Source organism: Nitrospirota bacterium (genome assembly GCA_040757335.1).
GTDB lineage: Bacteria > Nitrospirota > Nitrospiria > 2-01-FULL-66-17 > 2-01-FULL-66-17 > JBFLXB01.
Genome location: JBFLXB010000021.1, coordinates 48,243 through 63,482 on the forward strand (window position 1 = coordinate 48,243; position 15,240 = coordinate 63,482).

Annotated in this window: 13 protein-coding genes; all 13 read left to right on the plus strand. The window is 63.4% G+C overall.

The window, feature by feature from the left end:
* Window positions 1–29: 29 nt before the first annotated feature.
* Window positions 30–827: a hypothetical protein gene (locus tag AB1451_11730; GenBank protein ID MEW6683574.1), complete on the plus strand. Its 798-nt coding sequence runs from the start codon at window positions 30–32 to the stop codon at window positions 825–827.
* 84 nt (window positions 828–911) lie between these two features.
* Complete coding sequence (locus tag AB1451_11735) at window positions 912–1,232, plus strand: cytochrome c (GenBank protein ID MEW6683575.1); 321 nt, start codon at window positions 912–914, stop codon at window positions 1,230–1,232.
* Window positions 1,233–1,373: 141 nt separating this feature from the next.
* Window positions 1,374–2,369, plus strand: coding sequence for a response regulator (locus tag AB1451_11740; GenBank protein ID MEW6683576.1), 996 nt, complete (start codon window positions 1,374–1,376; stop codon window positions 2,367–2,369).
* 126 nt (window positions 2,370–2,495) lie between these two features.
* Window positions 2,496–5,276: a valine--tRNA ligase gene (locus AB1451_11745; GenBank protein MEW6683577.1), complete on the plus strand. Its 2,781-nt coding sequence runs from the start codon at window positions 2,496–2,498 to the stop codon at window positions 5,274–5,276.
* Window positions 5,273–6,115: a carboxylating nicotinate-nucleotide diphosphorylase gene (gene nadC / locus AB1451_11750; GenBank protein MEW6683578.1), complete on the plus strand. Its 843-nt coding sequence runs from the start codon at window positions 5,273–5,275 to the stop codon at window positions 6,113–6,115. Before AB1451_11745 ends, nadC begins: the two co-directional genes overlap by 4 nt.
* Window positions 6,103–6,915, plus strand: a complete 813-nt coding sequence (locus tag AB1451_11755; GenBank protein ID MEW6683579.1) for a biotin--[acetyl-CoA-carboxylase] ligase — start codon at window positions 6,103–6,105, stop codon at window positions 6,913–6,915. The genes nadC and AB1451_11755 overlap by 13 nt, the downstream gene beginning before the upstream one ends.
* Window positions 6,916–6,921: 6 nt before the next feature.
* Window positions 6,922–7,818, plus strand: coding sequence for a type III pantothenate kinase (locus tag AB1451_11760; protein MEW6683580.1), 897 nt, complete (start codon window positions 6,922–6,924; stop codon window positions 7,816–7,818).
* A gap of 94 nt (window positions 7,819–7,912) precedes the next feature.
* On the plus strand, window positions 7,913–8,959 hold the full coding sequence (gene hrcA, locus AB1451_11765; GenBank protein MEW6683581.1) for a heat-inducible transcriptional repressor HrcA: 1,047 nt from the start codon (window positions 7,913–7,915) through the stop codon (window positions 8,957–8,959).
* 49 nt (window positions 8,960–9,008) lie between these two features.
* Window positions 9,009–9,581, plus strand: coding sequence for a nucleotide exchange factor GrpE (grpE, locus tag AB1451_11770; GenBank protein ID MEW6683582.1), 573 nt, complete (start codon window positions 9,009–9,011; stop codon window positions 9,579–9,581).
* Window positions 9,582–9,712: 131 nt separating this feature from the next.
* The gene (gene dnaK, locus AB1451_11775; protein ID MEW6683583.1) at window positions 9,713–11,623 is read left to right on the plus strand and encodes a molecular chaperone DnaK; all 1,911 of its coding nucleotides are present in this window, start codon (window positions 9,713–9,715) and stop codon (window positions 11,621–11,623) included.
* A 63-nt stretch (window positions 11,624–11,686) separates the two neighbouring features.
* Window positions 11,687–12,808: a molecular chaperone DnaJ gene (gene dnaJ, locus AB1451_11780; GenBank protein ID MEW6683584.1), complete on the plus strand. Its 1,122-nt coding sequence runs from the start codon at window positions 11,687–11,689 to the stop codon at window positions 12,806–12,808.
* Window positions 12,809–13,181: 373 nt separating this feature from the next.
* Window positions 13,182–13,979 carry a 16S rRNA (uracil(1498)-N(3))-methyltransferase gene (locus tag AB1451_11785; protein MEW6683585.1) on the plus strand — a complete coding sequence of 266 codons (798 nt, stop codon included), beginning with the start codon at window positions 13,182–13,184 and terminating at the stop codon, window positions 13,977–13,979.
* The gene (locus tag AB1451_11790; protein ID MEW6683586.1) at window positions 13,972–15,117 is read left to right on the plus strand and encodes an RDD family protein; all 1,146 of its coding nucleotides are present in this window, start codon (window positions 13,972–13,974) and stop codon (window positions 15,115–15,117) included. The genes AB1451_11785 and AB1451_11790 overlap by 8 nt, the downstream gene beginning before the upstream one ends.
* The last annotated feature ends 123 nt before the right edge of the window (window positions 15,118–15,240 follow it).

Below are 15,240 nucleotides of genomic sequence, written 5' to 3' on the forward strand. Positions count from 1 at the left end.
CCCTGCGCCGATCTCCCGCCCGAACGACGATGAGGCGCCTTCGGGGGATCGCGGTAGTCAGCGTCGTGTGGTTCTGCACGAGCGGGTTTTCCGCGCCGATCGAAGACCTCCGTCAAGAACTCCGAACGCTGAAAACGGCGCAGGCCACCCTTGACCACCGCGAGCAGAGCCTCCTGGACAAACAGGAGGAACTCAGTCGCGCCATCAAACAGCTCAAGTCAACCTCGCGCGGACAGTCCGGGCCGTTCGGACCGCGAAGACTGGAGACCGCCCTCCAGCAACTGCGCGCGGTCCTGGACGAGCGCGAATCGCTCCAACGGCAACGCACCGAGTTGGGCGTTCGCATCGACGAGGCGCTCACGCGGCTCCGGACAGGGGTCCGTGACGAGATTCTACAGATCGTGTCCGAGACCTCGGGTGCAACCGATGCGGACGATCGAGCGGAAATCCGCGCTCTTCTCACCCTCTACCCACCTTCCCCCACGCTTCCCTCGATGCCTCCGGGCGACGAATCGACGGCGTTCCTCCTTCCGCCGGACCCCGCGACGCTCACCGAGCAGACCCTGTTGCTCCGCGACCAGCGAGAACGCCACGATGTCCTTCGGCGACGGGCGGAAGCCGTCCACTATTTATTGACGGAGGAACTGGCGCTCTATCGCACGCTGGCGGAACGCGAGGCCGGGTTCGAAACGCACTGGCAGACGTTGGATCGGCAAGTCGGTGACGCACGTGCTCTGATCGAGGCACTCGATGAGCGCATGTACCGCATGGACGAGGCCCTGCGTCAACTCGACGTCCTGATGTCCCAACCCGTGACCCCTCCCTGACGGTCCGTTGAACCAAGCCTCTTGACAGCGAGAGATTGTCGGACCACAATCGGCGGCGTGCGCGAGCTAACTTACGGGTGGACGATGGTTGCAGCCGCTGTACTCGGAACCGCGACCACGGTCGCGGGCGGGCGGGTCGCGCTGGCTGAGGGAGACGTTCTGCGCGGCAAAATGATTTACGAAAAAAACTGCCAAGGCTGCCACGGCAAGACCGGGGCCGGCCTGGGTGGAGCAACGCCGAACTTAACCGATTCCAAGCGGATGGCCGAGTTGAGCGATCAGCATCTCTTCGACGTGGTGACTGCCGGGCGTCCCGGAACCGGGATGCCCGCCTGGGGCTCGACTCTGACAGAATCAGACCGCTGGAACGTCGTGAGTTACCTGCGCACCCTCGCGCAAAAGTGACCGACTCGCGGCTCCTGAGGCGTCCGCCGAGCGGTTTGCGAGGCGCCCCAGCGCAAGCAGTCCTCTGATTGTTTGACAACCCCTGCGGCGAATGCTAGCTTAGCGTCCGGACACCTCGGACTCAAACAACCTTTTCACGCGATGAGCGCACCCCGACTCCTTGTAATTGACCACGACCCGTCGGTCCAACGTGCCGTCGAAGCGACGTTGGGCGCCGAAGGCTGTGAAGTCACCGCCGTGGGCGATGGCCTCACGGCACTCGACGTGGCGCTCGCCACCACTCCGGATCTGATCTTGGCCGACTATCGGATGGAAGGCACCAACATCTTCCGATTCCTCGAAAAGCTGAAGCAAAAAAATGTGCTGAAAAACGTCGCGCTCCTCCTGCTCGTCAGTCCCGGGGACGTGTACGACGAGCTGACCCTTCGTCTCGTCGGGGTCACTGATTTCCTTCGCAAACCGCTCAACCCCAAAGAGATGATCGACCGCGTGAAACGGTACAATCCGGTGCCTACACCGGTCTCGGCGGCGCCCACGGCGGCGGCCGCGGCCCCGGCTGAACCAGCTCCAGGGAAGATCGAGGATTTGCTGGGATGGTCTCAGGACGCGCCGTCGCCTTTCTCAGAGCTCTCCCAGGATCGGTCCGCAGGGTTCGATTTCAGTCTACCCTCCGCGGATACTTCCTCGGGCGCGCTGGACACGACTCAATTCCTCGACCGAAACGAGCTCACGCCGACTGATCACCCCACCAGCGTCAACGACGCCGACGAGGCGTTTGCCGGACTCCCCGACCTCCCGTTGACACCGGAGACGGACGCGGCAGACTCCCCGCCAGCCCCGGCTCCCGTCGCGCGCTCGAACGAGCCCGAGATATCGGCCCCCCTGACACCGTCCAAACGACTCTCCGGTACAGAGCGCGGCGTGCCTCCTCAACGGGCCGTCGAGGACACGGCGAAAGCGATCGCGCGGAACGTGGTGGAAAAAGTGGCCTGGGACGTGCTCCCCGGCCTGGCAAAACAGTCGTTGGAGCGAGTGGTCAACGAGGTCGTCGAACGCATCGTTTGGGACGTGGTCCCATCGATCGCGGAAGCGGCAATCAAAAAAGAGATCGAGCGACTCACCCGCGACAACGGGTAACTCGTTCGCGCCGCCACCACGCTCGCCATACAGTCCTTCCCGGTATCTTCAGCCAGACGTTTTCTTTACAAGCTTTCGGCCCGGATGATATGATGGCCTCACTTTTCGCGCGCCCAGCGCGCCTAAATGCGTATGGCCGACCTCGAGACCGTTTATCGCCCGCAGGACGTCGAAGCTCGCTGGTCCCGCTTCTGGCTTGAGCGTGATCTGTTCCGGGCCGACGCCTCGACCCCAGGGACCCCGTACTGTATCGTCATCCCGCCGCCCAACGTCACCGGTTCGCTGCATGTCGGTCACGCCCTCAACAACACGCTGCAAGACATCCTGATCCGTTGGCATCGTATGCGCGGCGACGCTACGTTGTGGCAGCCCGGCACCGATCACGCGGGAATCGCGACCCAGAATGTCGTCGAACGTCAACTCAAGGCCGAAGGCACGTCGCGCGAACAATTGGGGCGCGAGCGATTCATCGAGCGCGTCTGGGCGTGGCGCAAAGAGTCCGGCGGTCGAATCGTCGAACAGCTCAAGCGGCTTGGGGCGTCATGTGATTGGAGCCGGGAGCGGTTCACGCTGGACGAGGGGCTCTCTGCGGCCGTACGCGAAGTGTTCGTACGCCTCCACCACGAGGGGTTGATCTACCGCGCCGAACGATTGATCAATTGGTGCTGGCGGTGCGGCACGGCCCTGTCGGACATCGAGGTCGAACACGAAGACGCTGCCGGGACCATGTACTACATCCGGTATCCCCTTGCCGAGGATCCGTCCCAGTCCCTGACCGTCGCCACGACCCGCCCCGAGACCATGCTCGGTGATACCGCGGTCGCGGTCCATCCTGACGATCCGCGGTTCAATCGGTTGATCGGGAAACACCTCTCGCTCCCCCTCACGAAGAGGACGATCCCGATCGTCGGTGACGCGATCCTGGTTGATCGCGAATTCGGGACCGGTGCCGTCAAGATCACTCCCGGCCACGACTTCAACGACGAAAAAGCAGGACAACGTCACCGCTTGCCGACCATCTCCCTCTTCGACACGCACGGACGAGTCGACGGGGATACCCTGCGCCAGAGTGCCAACGTGATCGAAGAGCTACGCTCGCTGACCGGCGTGGCGATCAAAGACGCCCGCACCAAGGTCGTTCAGCGACTCGAACAGGACAACTTCTTGATCAAAACCGAGACACACCGTCACGCAATCGGCAAGTGCTACCGGTGCAAGGCGATCGTGGAGCCCCTCTCTTCGCCACAGTGGTTCGTCGCCATGAATAACCCGGCGAACTCTCTTGCCGCCCCCGCGATCGAAGCCGTCCAGAATGAACGAGTCCGACTGATCCCTCCAGGTTGGGTCAACAACTACTTGGGTTGGATGACCAACATCCAGGATTGGTGCGTCTCACGGCAAATTTGGTGGGGGCATCGCATCCCGGTGTGGTACTGCACGACGTGTGACCCGGCCATCACGCCGGTCGGACAGAAGAATGACACTGCCTTCCACATCGGGAAAGATGCCGTGGCGATCAAACCGGCTGGCGACCGCCCGCAGGAAGACCCTCGCACCTGCCCCCGGTGTGGGTCACAGACGTTGATTCAAGATCCCGATGTACTGGACACGTGGTTTTCCTCGGCGCTGTGGCCGTTCTCGACGCTGGGCTGGCCGAAGCAGACGCCGGAACTCTCACGGTTCTACCCCACGTCGACGCTGGTGACGAGCTTTGACATCCTCTTTTTCTGGGTCGCACGGATGATCATGATGGGACTCAAGTTCATGGGCGACGTGCCGTTCCGAGACGTCTACATCCATGCCCTGGTTCGCGACGCTGAAGGGCAGAAGATGAGCAAGTCCAAGGGTAACGTCATCGACCCCTTGAGCATCATGGATCAGTATGGGACCGACGCGCTGCGTTTCACGCTCGCGGCGATGGCCTCGCCGGGACGTGACGTGAAACTGTCGGAACAGCGGATCGAAGGCTATCGCAACTTCGCGAACAAACTCTGGAATGCCTCGCGGTTCGTCTTGATCAATCTAGGCCAGCGTCCGACCGAGGTGGGAACGGAACACCGCTCGTTTGCCGACCGGTGGATTACCGTTCGTCTCAATCACGCGATCGACACAGTGACGGAGGATCTGAAGACCTACAGATTCGACGAAGCGGCGAACCACCTATACCAATTCGTGTGGCACGAGTTCTGCGACTGGTACATCGAACTCGCCAAGTCGCGGCTATCACCTGAAACGCCCCCGCATCAGGCGACCGCTACCCGGGAGACCATGGTCTCCACGCTGGAGACGATTCTGCGGTTGCTCCACCCTTTCATGCCGTTCATTACGGAAGAAATCTGGCAGAAAGTGCCCCACGCGGGAGAAACGATCGTCCTGGCGCCATATCCCCGCCCCGCCCCCGTTTCCATCGAGGACCAATCCCTCGAAGGCGTCATGGGCGAGATCATCACCGTCATCACAGCCATTCGGACGATGCGAAGCGAGCTCAATATTTCTCCTTCCCAGAAGCTCCGAGCTGGGCTAAGAACCACGGAGCGTATGGCGCAGCTGGTTCTGCACCACGGCGAGGGCGACATCATGCGCCTTGCCCGCTTGTCGGCATTCCAGGCGGCACCGGACATCGAAAAACCCGAAGACGCGGTCTCCTACGCGATACCGATCGGCGAAGTGTTTCTCGTACTGGCGGGGATCGATCTGGAGAAGGAGCGTTCCAGACTCCAGAAGAACCTTCTGGAGGTACAGAGCGAACTGTCACGGATCGCTGCCAAACTGAACAACCCGCAGTTTGCCGCCAAAGCACCGGTGGATGTGGTGGCTGATCACGAGCGTCGCCGTGCCGACCTCTCCGAGCAGAATCGAATACTGTCTGAACAACTCTCCAAACTCGGCGGGAGCGCGGCGCGTTGATCGCCCCACTGTCAGCACTCCGAGAATTCGTCGAGCGCGCCCTTGCCGAGGACATCGGTCGCGGCGATGCCACGACCGATGCGCTCTTCGCCAAAGCGGTGCTGGCCGAAGGCCGAATCGCCGCGAAGGCATCGACGGTCATGGCTGGCGGCCCGGTCGCCGCGCTGGTATTTCAGACCCTGGATCCGACGATCTGGACAACGGTGGACACAGAAGACGGCCAGTCCGTTGAGGCCGGGACGACACTGCTCACGGTCCGCGGCGACGGCCGTTCGATTCTGACCGGCGAACGCGTCGCGTTGAATATTCTCCAACGTCTCTGCGGGATCGCCGCCTTGACCCGCCAATTTGTCGACGCCGTGCGCGGCTACGCCTGCCGAATCACCGATACGCGGAAGACGCCGGCGGGATGGCGGATGCTCGACAAGTACGCCGTTCGCTGCGGGGGCGGCTCGAATCACCGCTTCGGGCTCGACGACGGCATCTTGATCAAAGACACCCACCTCGCGCTGTCGGGCGGCATTGCAGAGTCGGTTCGACAGGCCAGAGCCCATGCGGGACACCTCGTCAAAGTCGAAATCGAAGTCTCAACCGTTTCGGGGGCTCGAGAAGCCCTGGAAGCCGGTGCGGACGCGATCTTGCTCGACAACATGTCGCTGGACGACATCCGTGCCGCGGTCGCTTCGGTCAAAAGCCGCGCTGTGATCGAGGTATCCGGGGGTGTCACGTTGGCCACGGTTCGAGACATCGCGGCCCTGGGCGTTGACTGTATCTCAGTCGGCGCGTTGACCCACTCGGCGCCCGCAGCGGATCTGCACCTCGAACTATGGCGGACCTGACGCCGGCCGCGGTGCAGCGGCACCTGGACAGCTCTGTTGTCTGGCGCCTTCACTTTTTCGACGAAGTCACGTCCACCAACACAGTGGCCTTGGACCTGGCGGAGGCCGGAGCACCGGACCGTACCGCGGTACTGGCCGACTCCCAAATCGCGGGGCGCGGCCGAGAAGGCCGCGAGTGGCGAACGCATCGAGGCAGCGCGATCGCGCTCTCGGCGATCATTCGACCCTCTTCAGGTCCCGAGTGGTGGCCGTGGATCGGTCTGGTTGCAGCGGTCGCAACCCGGGACGCGGTTGAACGCGTCTCCGGAGCGGTGGGGCGCCTCAAGTGGCCGAACGATATCTTGCTCAACGGACGAAAAGTGGCCGGCGTGCTGACTGAAACACGATGGCACCCTCTCCAGACGGAGCGTCGCGCCGTAGTGGTGGGCATCGGCGTCAACGTCAACAATCGCGCGGCGACCCTTCCCGAATCGTTCGCCGCTTCCGCCACATCGATTTTGGATGCCACCGGGACGATCATCGATCGCAGCGTCTTGGTTGCCGAGATGCTCAACGGTTTGGCGACCGAACTCGACGGACTGCCGCACAGCGCAGATGCCCTGCGGTCTCGATGGACGGCCGCCAGTGCGACGGCGGGCAGCCGGGTGGCGGTGTCCACCCCAACCGGCCTGATCGAGGGCGTGGACGATGGGCTGGATTCGCTGGGCCGGTTGATCATTCGGACACGCGATGGCCGCACCCATGCCGTGCATACCGGAGAAGTGTTGTTGCTTCGCACCATGTCACCCCCCGTGGCGTAACCTCCCATGCCACACGCTCAACAGACACCCCGCACCGGCCCGACCCTGATCGCCATCGACATCGGCAACACCAATATCGTGATCGGCATCTTCCGCGGTCGTACCCTGCTGAGCCAGTGGCGCCTGGCGACCCAAGCCGGTCGGACCGCCGACGAATACGGGCTCACGGTGCGCGAGTTGGTCCGCGACCTCAAACCATCCACACCATCGGAGGGAATTCTCTCCAGTGTCGTCCCGAACCTCACTCCGGTGTTCCAGGACGTGCTCAATCGATATTTTCGGATCACGCCTCACGTGGTGACCCACGAATCACCGTTCGGCCTGACAATCGCGTATCCGAACCCGGAGGAAATCGGAGCCGACCGGCTGGTCAATGCCGCTGCGGGTTATGCGGCGTATGGAGGTCCGCTTATCATTGTGGATTTCGGCACCGCGACCACGTTTTGCGTCGTGACGGCGGACGGCGCGTATCGCGGCGGCGTGATCGCACCGGGAGTCGGAATTTCCGCCGATGCCCTCACCAGTCGGGCGGCCAAGTTGTCGAAGGTCGAGTGGGTCCGTCCCTCCACCACCATCGGACGGGACACAGCCAGCAGCATGCAAACGGGCGTCATCCAGGGCCATGCGTGCCTGGTGGACGGTATCGTGCGCTTGATTCAAAAAGAACTCGGGACGCGCTGTCGGGTGGTGGCAACCGGTGGCCTGACGTCCCTGATCGAACCCGCATCCGAGTGCATCGACACCGTCAGACCCCATCTGACGCTTGAGGGACTCGTCCTCATCGCCGAACGCCTTCGACATTCGGGTGACCTCCTTGCTCGGTCGACCGGACGCATACTTCCGCGGCCGCGCATGTCGACCGGCAGACCCCGTCGCTCCAAACATCCCCGCGCGAAACCTTGACAACTGGGCCCTTTGGTTGCTACATTGCTGTTAGCACTCGTTAGCGATGAGTGCTAACACGTTGTGTTTCTAGAGGAATCTGGCTAGGAGATTCATGGACCTCGCATCCCGGGATCAGGAGATTTTACGCGCCACGATCCTGTGTTACATCAAAACAGCGATTCCGGTGGGGTCCAGGACCCTCACCAAAACCTCGGATTTGGGCCTCAGTTCGGCCACCATTCGGAATGTGATGGCTGACCTTGAGGAGTTGGGGTATTTGGCGCAACCCCACACGTCAGCAGGCCGTGTTCCCACGGAGAAGGCCTACCGCTTCTACGTGGACGACCTGTTGAGCACCGGACAGAATGAACTGGGCGACGATGCCGCGGCATTAACCGTCCGCCTCGCGCCCGCCGAGGATCTCAGAGATACGCTGCAGGAGGCTTCCAAGTTGTTGTCGCTCCTGTCGCATTACACCGGCGTGGTGGTGACCCCCAAACCGGTCACCCTGCGATTGAGGCAGGTGGAGTTCTTCCGTTTGGGCGGCGGCCAGGTGCTCGCCGTGTTTTTGACGGCCGACGGCCTGGTGCAGCACAAGCGGATCGAGATGGATTCCGATCCGTCGCCCCAGCAACTCCGCCGTATCGCCCACGAGCTCAACACCCGGTTCTCCGGCCACGAGATGGCTGCGGTCCGCGCGACGCTGCTGGAGGAGATGCGCGAGCACAAACGCGATTACGACCGTCTCATGGAACGGGTTCTGGCCGCGGCTCAGGGGGCCATGGCGCAGCATAACGGTGAAGTGTACGTCGAGGGCACGGGGAATATTCTGGGACTCCCGGAGTTTTCGGACGTCGAGCGCATGAAGGCTCTGTTCAAGACCTTTGAAGAAAAATACATGATGACCACGCTCATCGAGAAAAGTCTCGCTGCCGACGGCGTGGCCGTGTCCATCGGGTCGGAGAACGCCTCGCTGGGCGTCAATGATCTCAGTCTGGTGGTCGCGAACTATCGCTGCGGAGAGCAAACGTACGGCACGCTGGGCGTCCTCGGCCCCATGCGAATGGAATACGAGCGAGTTATCCCCCTGGTCAGTCGGGTCGCCGCCCTGCTCGGCGAGTGCCTGGCTGGCCCGCGCGTAGCCGGTCCCCACGACTGACGTACCTGCGGCCGGGTTTGGCGCGACACGTATCAGCCCAGGAGAACGGATGGAGCAACCACGCGAAGACGTCAGGTCTGGTGCGGAAACCGGTTCGGAGGCGGTTGGGCACTCCGAGTCCGCCGAAGCGCCTACTGAGGATGCGGCGGCCAAGCTGGAAGAGAAGGAACGGGAATTCGCCGAGGCGAAGGAGCGCTATCTGCGCCTGTACGCGGAATTCGAGAACTATAAAAAGCGCGCCCAGCGGGACCAACTGGATTACACCAAGTTCGCCGCGGAGAAAGTGATCAAAGAACTGCTGCCGGTCGTGGACAATCTGGAGCGGGCGGTCGCACACGCACGCGGCGCCAAAGCGGACGCCTCGATTGTGGACGGGCTGAATCTGACCGTGCGTCAGTTCGTGGATGCCCTGGGAAAGTCCGGGTGTGAGCCGATCGAGGCGGTCGGGAAGCGGTTCGACCCTGCGTTTCATCAGGCGCTCGCGCAGGTCGAGTCGGCCGAGCACGAGCCGGACACCGTGGTGGAGGAGGCTCAACGCGGCTACCTGTTGCACGGGAGGATCCTACGCCCGTCGCTGGTGACTGTCAGCAAGAAGCCCGCGCGGGCATCCGACGACGCGTGATTTGGCGCGACTTGCGGGAATCGCGGGCAACGTGATAGAACCACGCGGTTTGGAGATGCGGATACGAGGCGGACCCTCGGCAGCCCGCGGCTCAGACCGCATCGACAGCATGAAGTGTGAAAGGAGACCTCATGGGTAAGATTATCGGCATAGATCTCGGCACGACCAATTCGTGCGTGGCGGTCGTCTCCGGGGGCGACCCCGTGGTGATTGCGAATTCCGAAGGCAGTCGGATCACTCCGTCGGTCGTGGCGATCTCGGACAAAGGCGAACGCCTGGTGGGGCAGATCGCCAAACGCCAAGCAATCACCAATCCCGAGCACACGATTTACTCGATCAAGCGCTTGATGGGCCGCAAGTTCGCGTCGGCGCAGGTGCGCGAGGCGATCAAACGCCTCCCGTACAAGGTGGCCGAAGCGAAGAATGGGGACGCGCACGTCGAGATCCGGGGCAAGACATACAGCCCCCCGGAGGTCTCGGCCATGATTTTGCAGAAGATGAAGCAGACCGCCGAGGACTATCTCGGCGAAAAGGTAACCGAGGCCGTCATCACCGTTCCCGCGTACTTCGACGACAGCCAGCGTCAAGCCACCAAAGATGCCGGCGAGGTCGCGGGACTCAAGGTGCTTCGCATCATCAACGAGCCGACCGCGGCGTCGCTCGCGTACGGCCTGGACAAGAAGAAGGACGAACGCATCGCAGTGTACGACCTGGGCGGCGGGACCTTCGACGTGTCGATTCTGGAGATCGGCGACGGCGTGTTCGAAGTCAAGTCCACCAACGGCGACACGTACCTCGGGGGCGACGATTTCGACCTGCGAATCATGGATTGGCTGATCGAGGAGTTCAAGCGCGATCAGGGAATCGATCTGCGCAAAGACAAGATGGCGCTGCAGCGCCTCAAAGAGGCCGGGGAGAAAGCCAAGATCGAGCTCTCGGCGTCGCAGGAAACCGAGATCAACCTGCCGTTCATCACGGCCGACGCGAGCGGTCCCAAACACCTGGTGGTGAAACTCACGCGCGCCAAGCTCGAACAACTGGTCGACGATCTGGTGCAGCGGACGGTCGAACCCTGCCGCCGCGCGTTGGCCGACGCGGGCCTGACCGCCAAACAAATCGACGAAGTCGTCCTCGTCGGCGGCATGACGCGCATGCCCAAAGTCCAACAGGTCGTGCGCGAGTTTTTCGGTAAGGAACCGCACAAGGGAGTGAATCCCGACGAGGTCGTAGCGGTCGGGGCCGCGATCCAGGGGGCCGTGCTCACGGGTGAGGTCAAAGACGTGTTGCTCCTGGACGTCACGCCCCTCTCCCTGGGCATCGAAACCCTGGGCGGCGTGTTTACCAAGTTGATCGAACGGAACACCACGATTCCCTCGAAGAAGAGCCAGACCTTCTCCACCGCGGCCGACAATCAATCCGCGGTGACGATCCGCGTGGGTCAGGGTGAACGCGAGATGTTCGCCGACAACAAGCTGCTCGGACAGTTCGATCTGGTCGGCCTCCCACTCGCGCCTCGGGGCGTCCCTCAAATCGAAGTCACGTTCGATATCGACGCCAACGGCATCGTGCACGTGTCCGCCAAGGACCTGGCTACCAACAAGGAACAGTCGATCCGGATCACCGCGTCCTCGGGGTTGTCCAAGGACGAGATCGAGAAGATGGTCAAGGACGCGCAGTCGCACGCCGAAGAAGACAAGCGGCGCAAGGAGGCGGCCGAGGCGCGCAACGAAGCCGACACCGCGATCTACAGCGTGGAAAAGTCGCTGCAAGAATTCGGCGACAAGTTGCCGGAGAGCGAACGGTCCGCGATTACGGACAAGATCGCTGAAACCAAGAAAGCCGTGGAATCCAACGATCCTTCCGCGATCCGCGCCGCCGTGTCCGCGCTTCAGGCGGCGTCGCACAAGTTGGCGGAAGAGATGTACAAGAAGACCGCGGCGTCGGGCGAGCAGCCCGGCGCCGGTCCGGCGGAGGGCGCACCGCCCAAGGACGAAAACGTCGTCGACGCGCAGTACGAAGAAGTCGACAAGGACAAGAAATAACGACACGGAGCAACGCACGGACAGGGGCGTTCGAACCGAACGCCCTTGTCGTATAGGAACACGGTGGCGACGACCCGCGATTACTACGAGCTGCTCGGCGTGCCTCGCACGGCCAGCGACGACGACCTCAAGAAGGCCTACCGCAAGCTCGCGATGAAATATCACCCGGACCGGAATCCGGGCGACAAGGCCGCCGAAGCCCACTTCAAAGAAATCAACGAGGCTTACGGCGTCTTGAGCGACGCCGAGAAACGGCGGACCTACGACCGTTACGGACCCGAGGCGTTCGCGGGTGCCGGGAGCGGAGCGGGGTTTGGAGGGTTCGACGCCAACGTCGGCGACATCTTCAACGACATCTTCGAAGATTTCTTCGGCGCATCCACCGGACGCTCGCGCCGTCGCCGCGGCACCCCGGGGTCCGACCTGAAATACACGCTCGAGATTTCCCTCGAGGAGGTGCTGACCGGGAAGGACGCGAAGATCAAGGTGCCCCATTGGGAGGACTGTTCGGCGTGCCGGGGGACCGGCGCCAAGGGCGCCACCGCCATCGCCACATGCCCGGGCTGCAAAGGCGCGGGCCAGATCCGATTCCAACAGGGGTTTTTCGCGGTCAGCCGCACGTGTTCGCAGTGCCGGGGGCAAGGCAAGATCATCACCGAACCCTGCCCTACGTGCCGCGGTGAGCGACGAACCCAGCATGATCGCACCCTGTCGGTATGGATTCCCGCCGGCGTCGAAGATGGGACCAACCTTCGCCTGACCGGAAAAGGCGAACCAGGCGAAGGTGGCGCACCCCCCGGCGACCTCTACGTCGTCATCGCGATCAAATCGCACCCCATCTTCACCCGGGACGGACCGAACTTGATCTGCGACGCGCCCGTCACCTTCGCGAAAGCCGCCCTGGGCGGCAAACTCGAGGCGACCACGTTGGAGGGTAAACCCGTTACCCTGAAGATCCCAGCCGGCACACCTCCCGGCAAGGTGTTCAAGTTCCGCGGCCACGGGCTTCCCGACATGCACGGAGGCGGCCGCGGGGATCTCCTGGTCCGCATCCGGCTCGTGGTACCGACCAAACTGAGCGGCCGCCAGCGTGAACTGCTGGAGGAACTCGCCAAGCTGGAGGGCGAAGACGTCAACGGCGAGCCGGTCGGTATCTTCGAGAAGGTCAAGAACCTGTTCGACTAGGAGTGTGTCCGGCTCACCGCGAAAGCGGAGCCCGTTCAGGAGCGCGCCAGATGCCCCCTTCGGGGACTTCCGGCGTCTGGATGATGGAAGGTGGGTCGCAAGGCGGAGCGAGAACCCGCACCGCGCCACCGGCGCGGAATTATGATCTTGCATTCCGCTCGGGTGGCGTAGCAACCGGAGCGCAGCGTACTGAATCCGTACGTGAGGCGAGTGGCGCCACGAAGAAGTGGCGCCAAGCCACGAGCGCCGCCGAGACGGTGAGGCGGCTGTGGCACTTTCAAGAGCGCGACAACGCCGCAGATGGCCGCTGCTTCGCCACCTGGGAGGTCCCTTCGGGACGATTAACATTCGCGCCCTTGGCGCGCCCAGGTTCATGGAGAGGCTTATAGCTGTGCCGCACTTCTTCCTCGCCCCGGGCGCGATCCAGGGCGATGCGGTGACCATCACGGGCTCGCTGGCCAGCCACGTGGCGGGCGCCCTGCGTCACCGCACCGGCGACCGCCTCACGGTCGTCGGCGAAGGCGGGCGGAGGTACCGGATCGTCTTGACCGAGGCGGGCCCCCGTCGTGTCCGCGGAGTCATCGTTGAGCAACTCTCCAGCGATCACCCGCCGCGTCTCCGCGTGACGCTCGCCCAGGCCGTCCTCAAAGGGTCCCACATGGATGGGGTCCTCCAAAAAGCCACCGAGTTGGGGGTTCATCACATCGTACCGCTGGTCACCCGCCGGACCGTTGTCCGCCCGCGGGACCACCGCAGTTCGCGGCAAGTGGCACGTTGGCGCGCCATCGTCCTGGAAGCCGCCCAGCAGTCGGAGCGGGTCAGCATCCCCGATGTGGATGACCCGCGTCCTTTCGACGCATGGGTTCGTTCCAACCCGTCCGACGATGCCGCGCGTCTCCTGTTGTGGGAACGCGAGGCCTCCCGCTCCCTGAGAGATCACCTCGGGCCCGGTCCCCCGGGGGATCGGGCCGCGCTCCTGGTCGGCCCGGAGGGCGGGTTCGACCCGGACGAAGTCGATCTCGCCCGCGCCGCCGGATTCGTCCCGGTCTCACTCGGGCGCGCGATCCTTCGCGCAGAGACCGCCGGATTGACCGCGTTGACCATTCTCCAATTCGCGTGGGCGGACCTGGGAGGTCCCCGCACGGCATCGGACAACGCACCGCATGACTGACGACTGGAACACGAGCCCTAATGTCCCGTCGTTCGCCGATCAGGCCGCGTGGACGCCCACCCCGCAGGCCGCAGGGTTTTTTCGCCGCGTGTTCGCCACGGTGGCGGATATCTGCATGGTGTCGCTGCTCTACCTCGGCTTCCTGGCCCTTGGAATCCTTGGCGCGTCGCTGGGCGCGCAGGCATCCGGCGCGCGGTACCTGTCCCACGATCTCGCGACCGCGCTCGCCGCGCCGTTTCTGGCTCTCTGGTTAGGGGTGTCGTGGGTGTATATCGGGTTGTTCACCCGTCACGGGGGCCAGACCCCGGGCAAGATGCTCCTCCGTATCCGCGTGGTCAGCCTCGACGGCGGCAACCCGTCGTGGGGGCAGGCGTTGTTGCGGCCCATCGGCTATCTGATCTCGTGGCTCCCGTTGGGTCTGGGCTTTCTTTTGGCGGCCGTGCCTCCCGCCAAGAGGGCCCTCCACGACCGACTCACGGGAACGCGCGTGATCACCGTCTCGCGCCGCGCGGCACGTGCCGCGGCAATGGTTGCCCTGGTTGTCGCGGTGTCGGGAAGTGCGCTGGCCGTGTCGGGCCATTTCACCTCGGCGTCGGCCGTTGTGGTCGACCAAATCGTCGCGACGGCCAACAATCGTCTGATCACCCTGAGCGATCTGGCGGCGTACCAAACCGTGACCGGGCCATTGGACGTGACCCGCGAGGACGCGGTGCAGGCCCTGATCGACCGGCAGTTGCTCCTCGAAGAGGCGGATCGGTTCGCGGTCTCCGGTCCTCCGGCGCCCGACGTCGCCTCGCGAATCGACGCGATCACCACCCGCGTGGGCGGCCGCGAGGAATTGACGAGCCGGCTGACTCGCTTGGGATGGGAGATGGAGGATTTACAGGCCTGGATGGCCGATGATCTGCGCGTGGCCGAATTTCTGGACCAGCGAATCTACTTTTTCGTGCTGGTCCCGGCCCAGGATGTTGATGCGTACTACGAGAGTCACCTCGACGAGTTTGCGGGGTTCTCGCTGGAGGAAGCCCGCGCCGCGATCAGCAAACGGTTGACCCAAGAACGGGGCGATGAGAAACGCGATCAGTTCCTCTCCAAACTTCGCGAGAAAACCACGATCAGGATCAACCCGCTGGACTGAGCCCGGATTCCGCAGTAGGCCCGCGATGAGGTAAGATGGCGCGGCTGATTCCCACGCATAATCCGGAGGATCGCATGCGCCACGCTCGCCCGGAGGCCTCACCGCTCTATCCGAAGGTGCGCT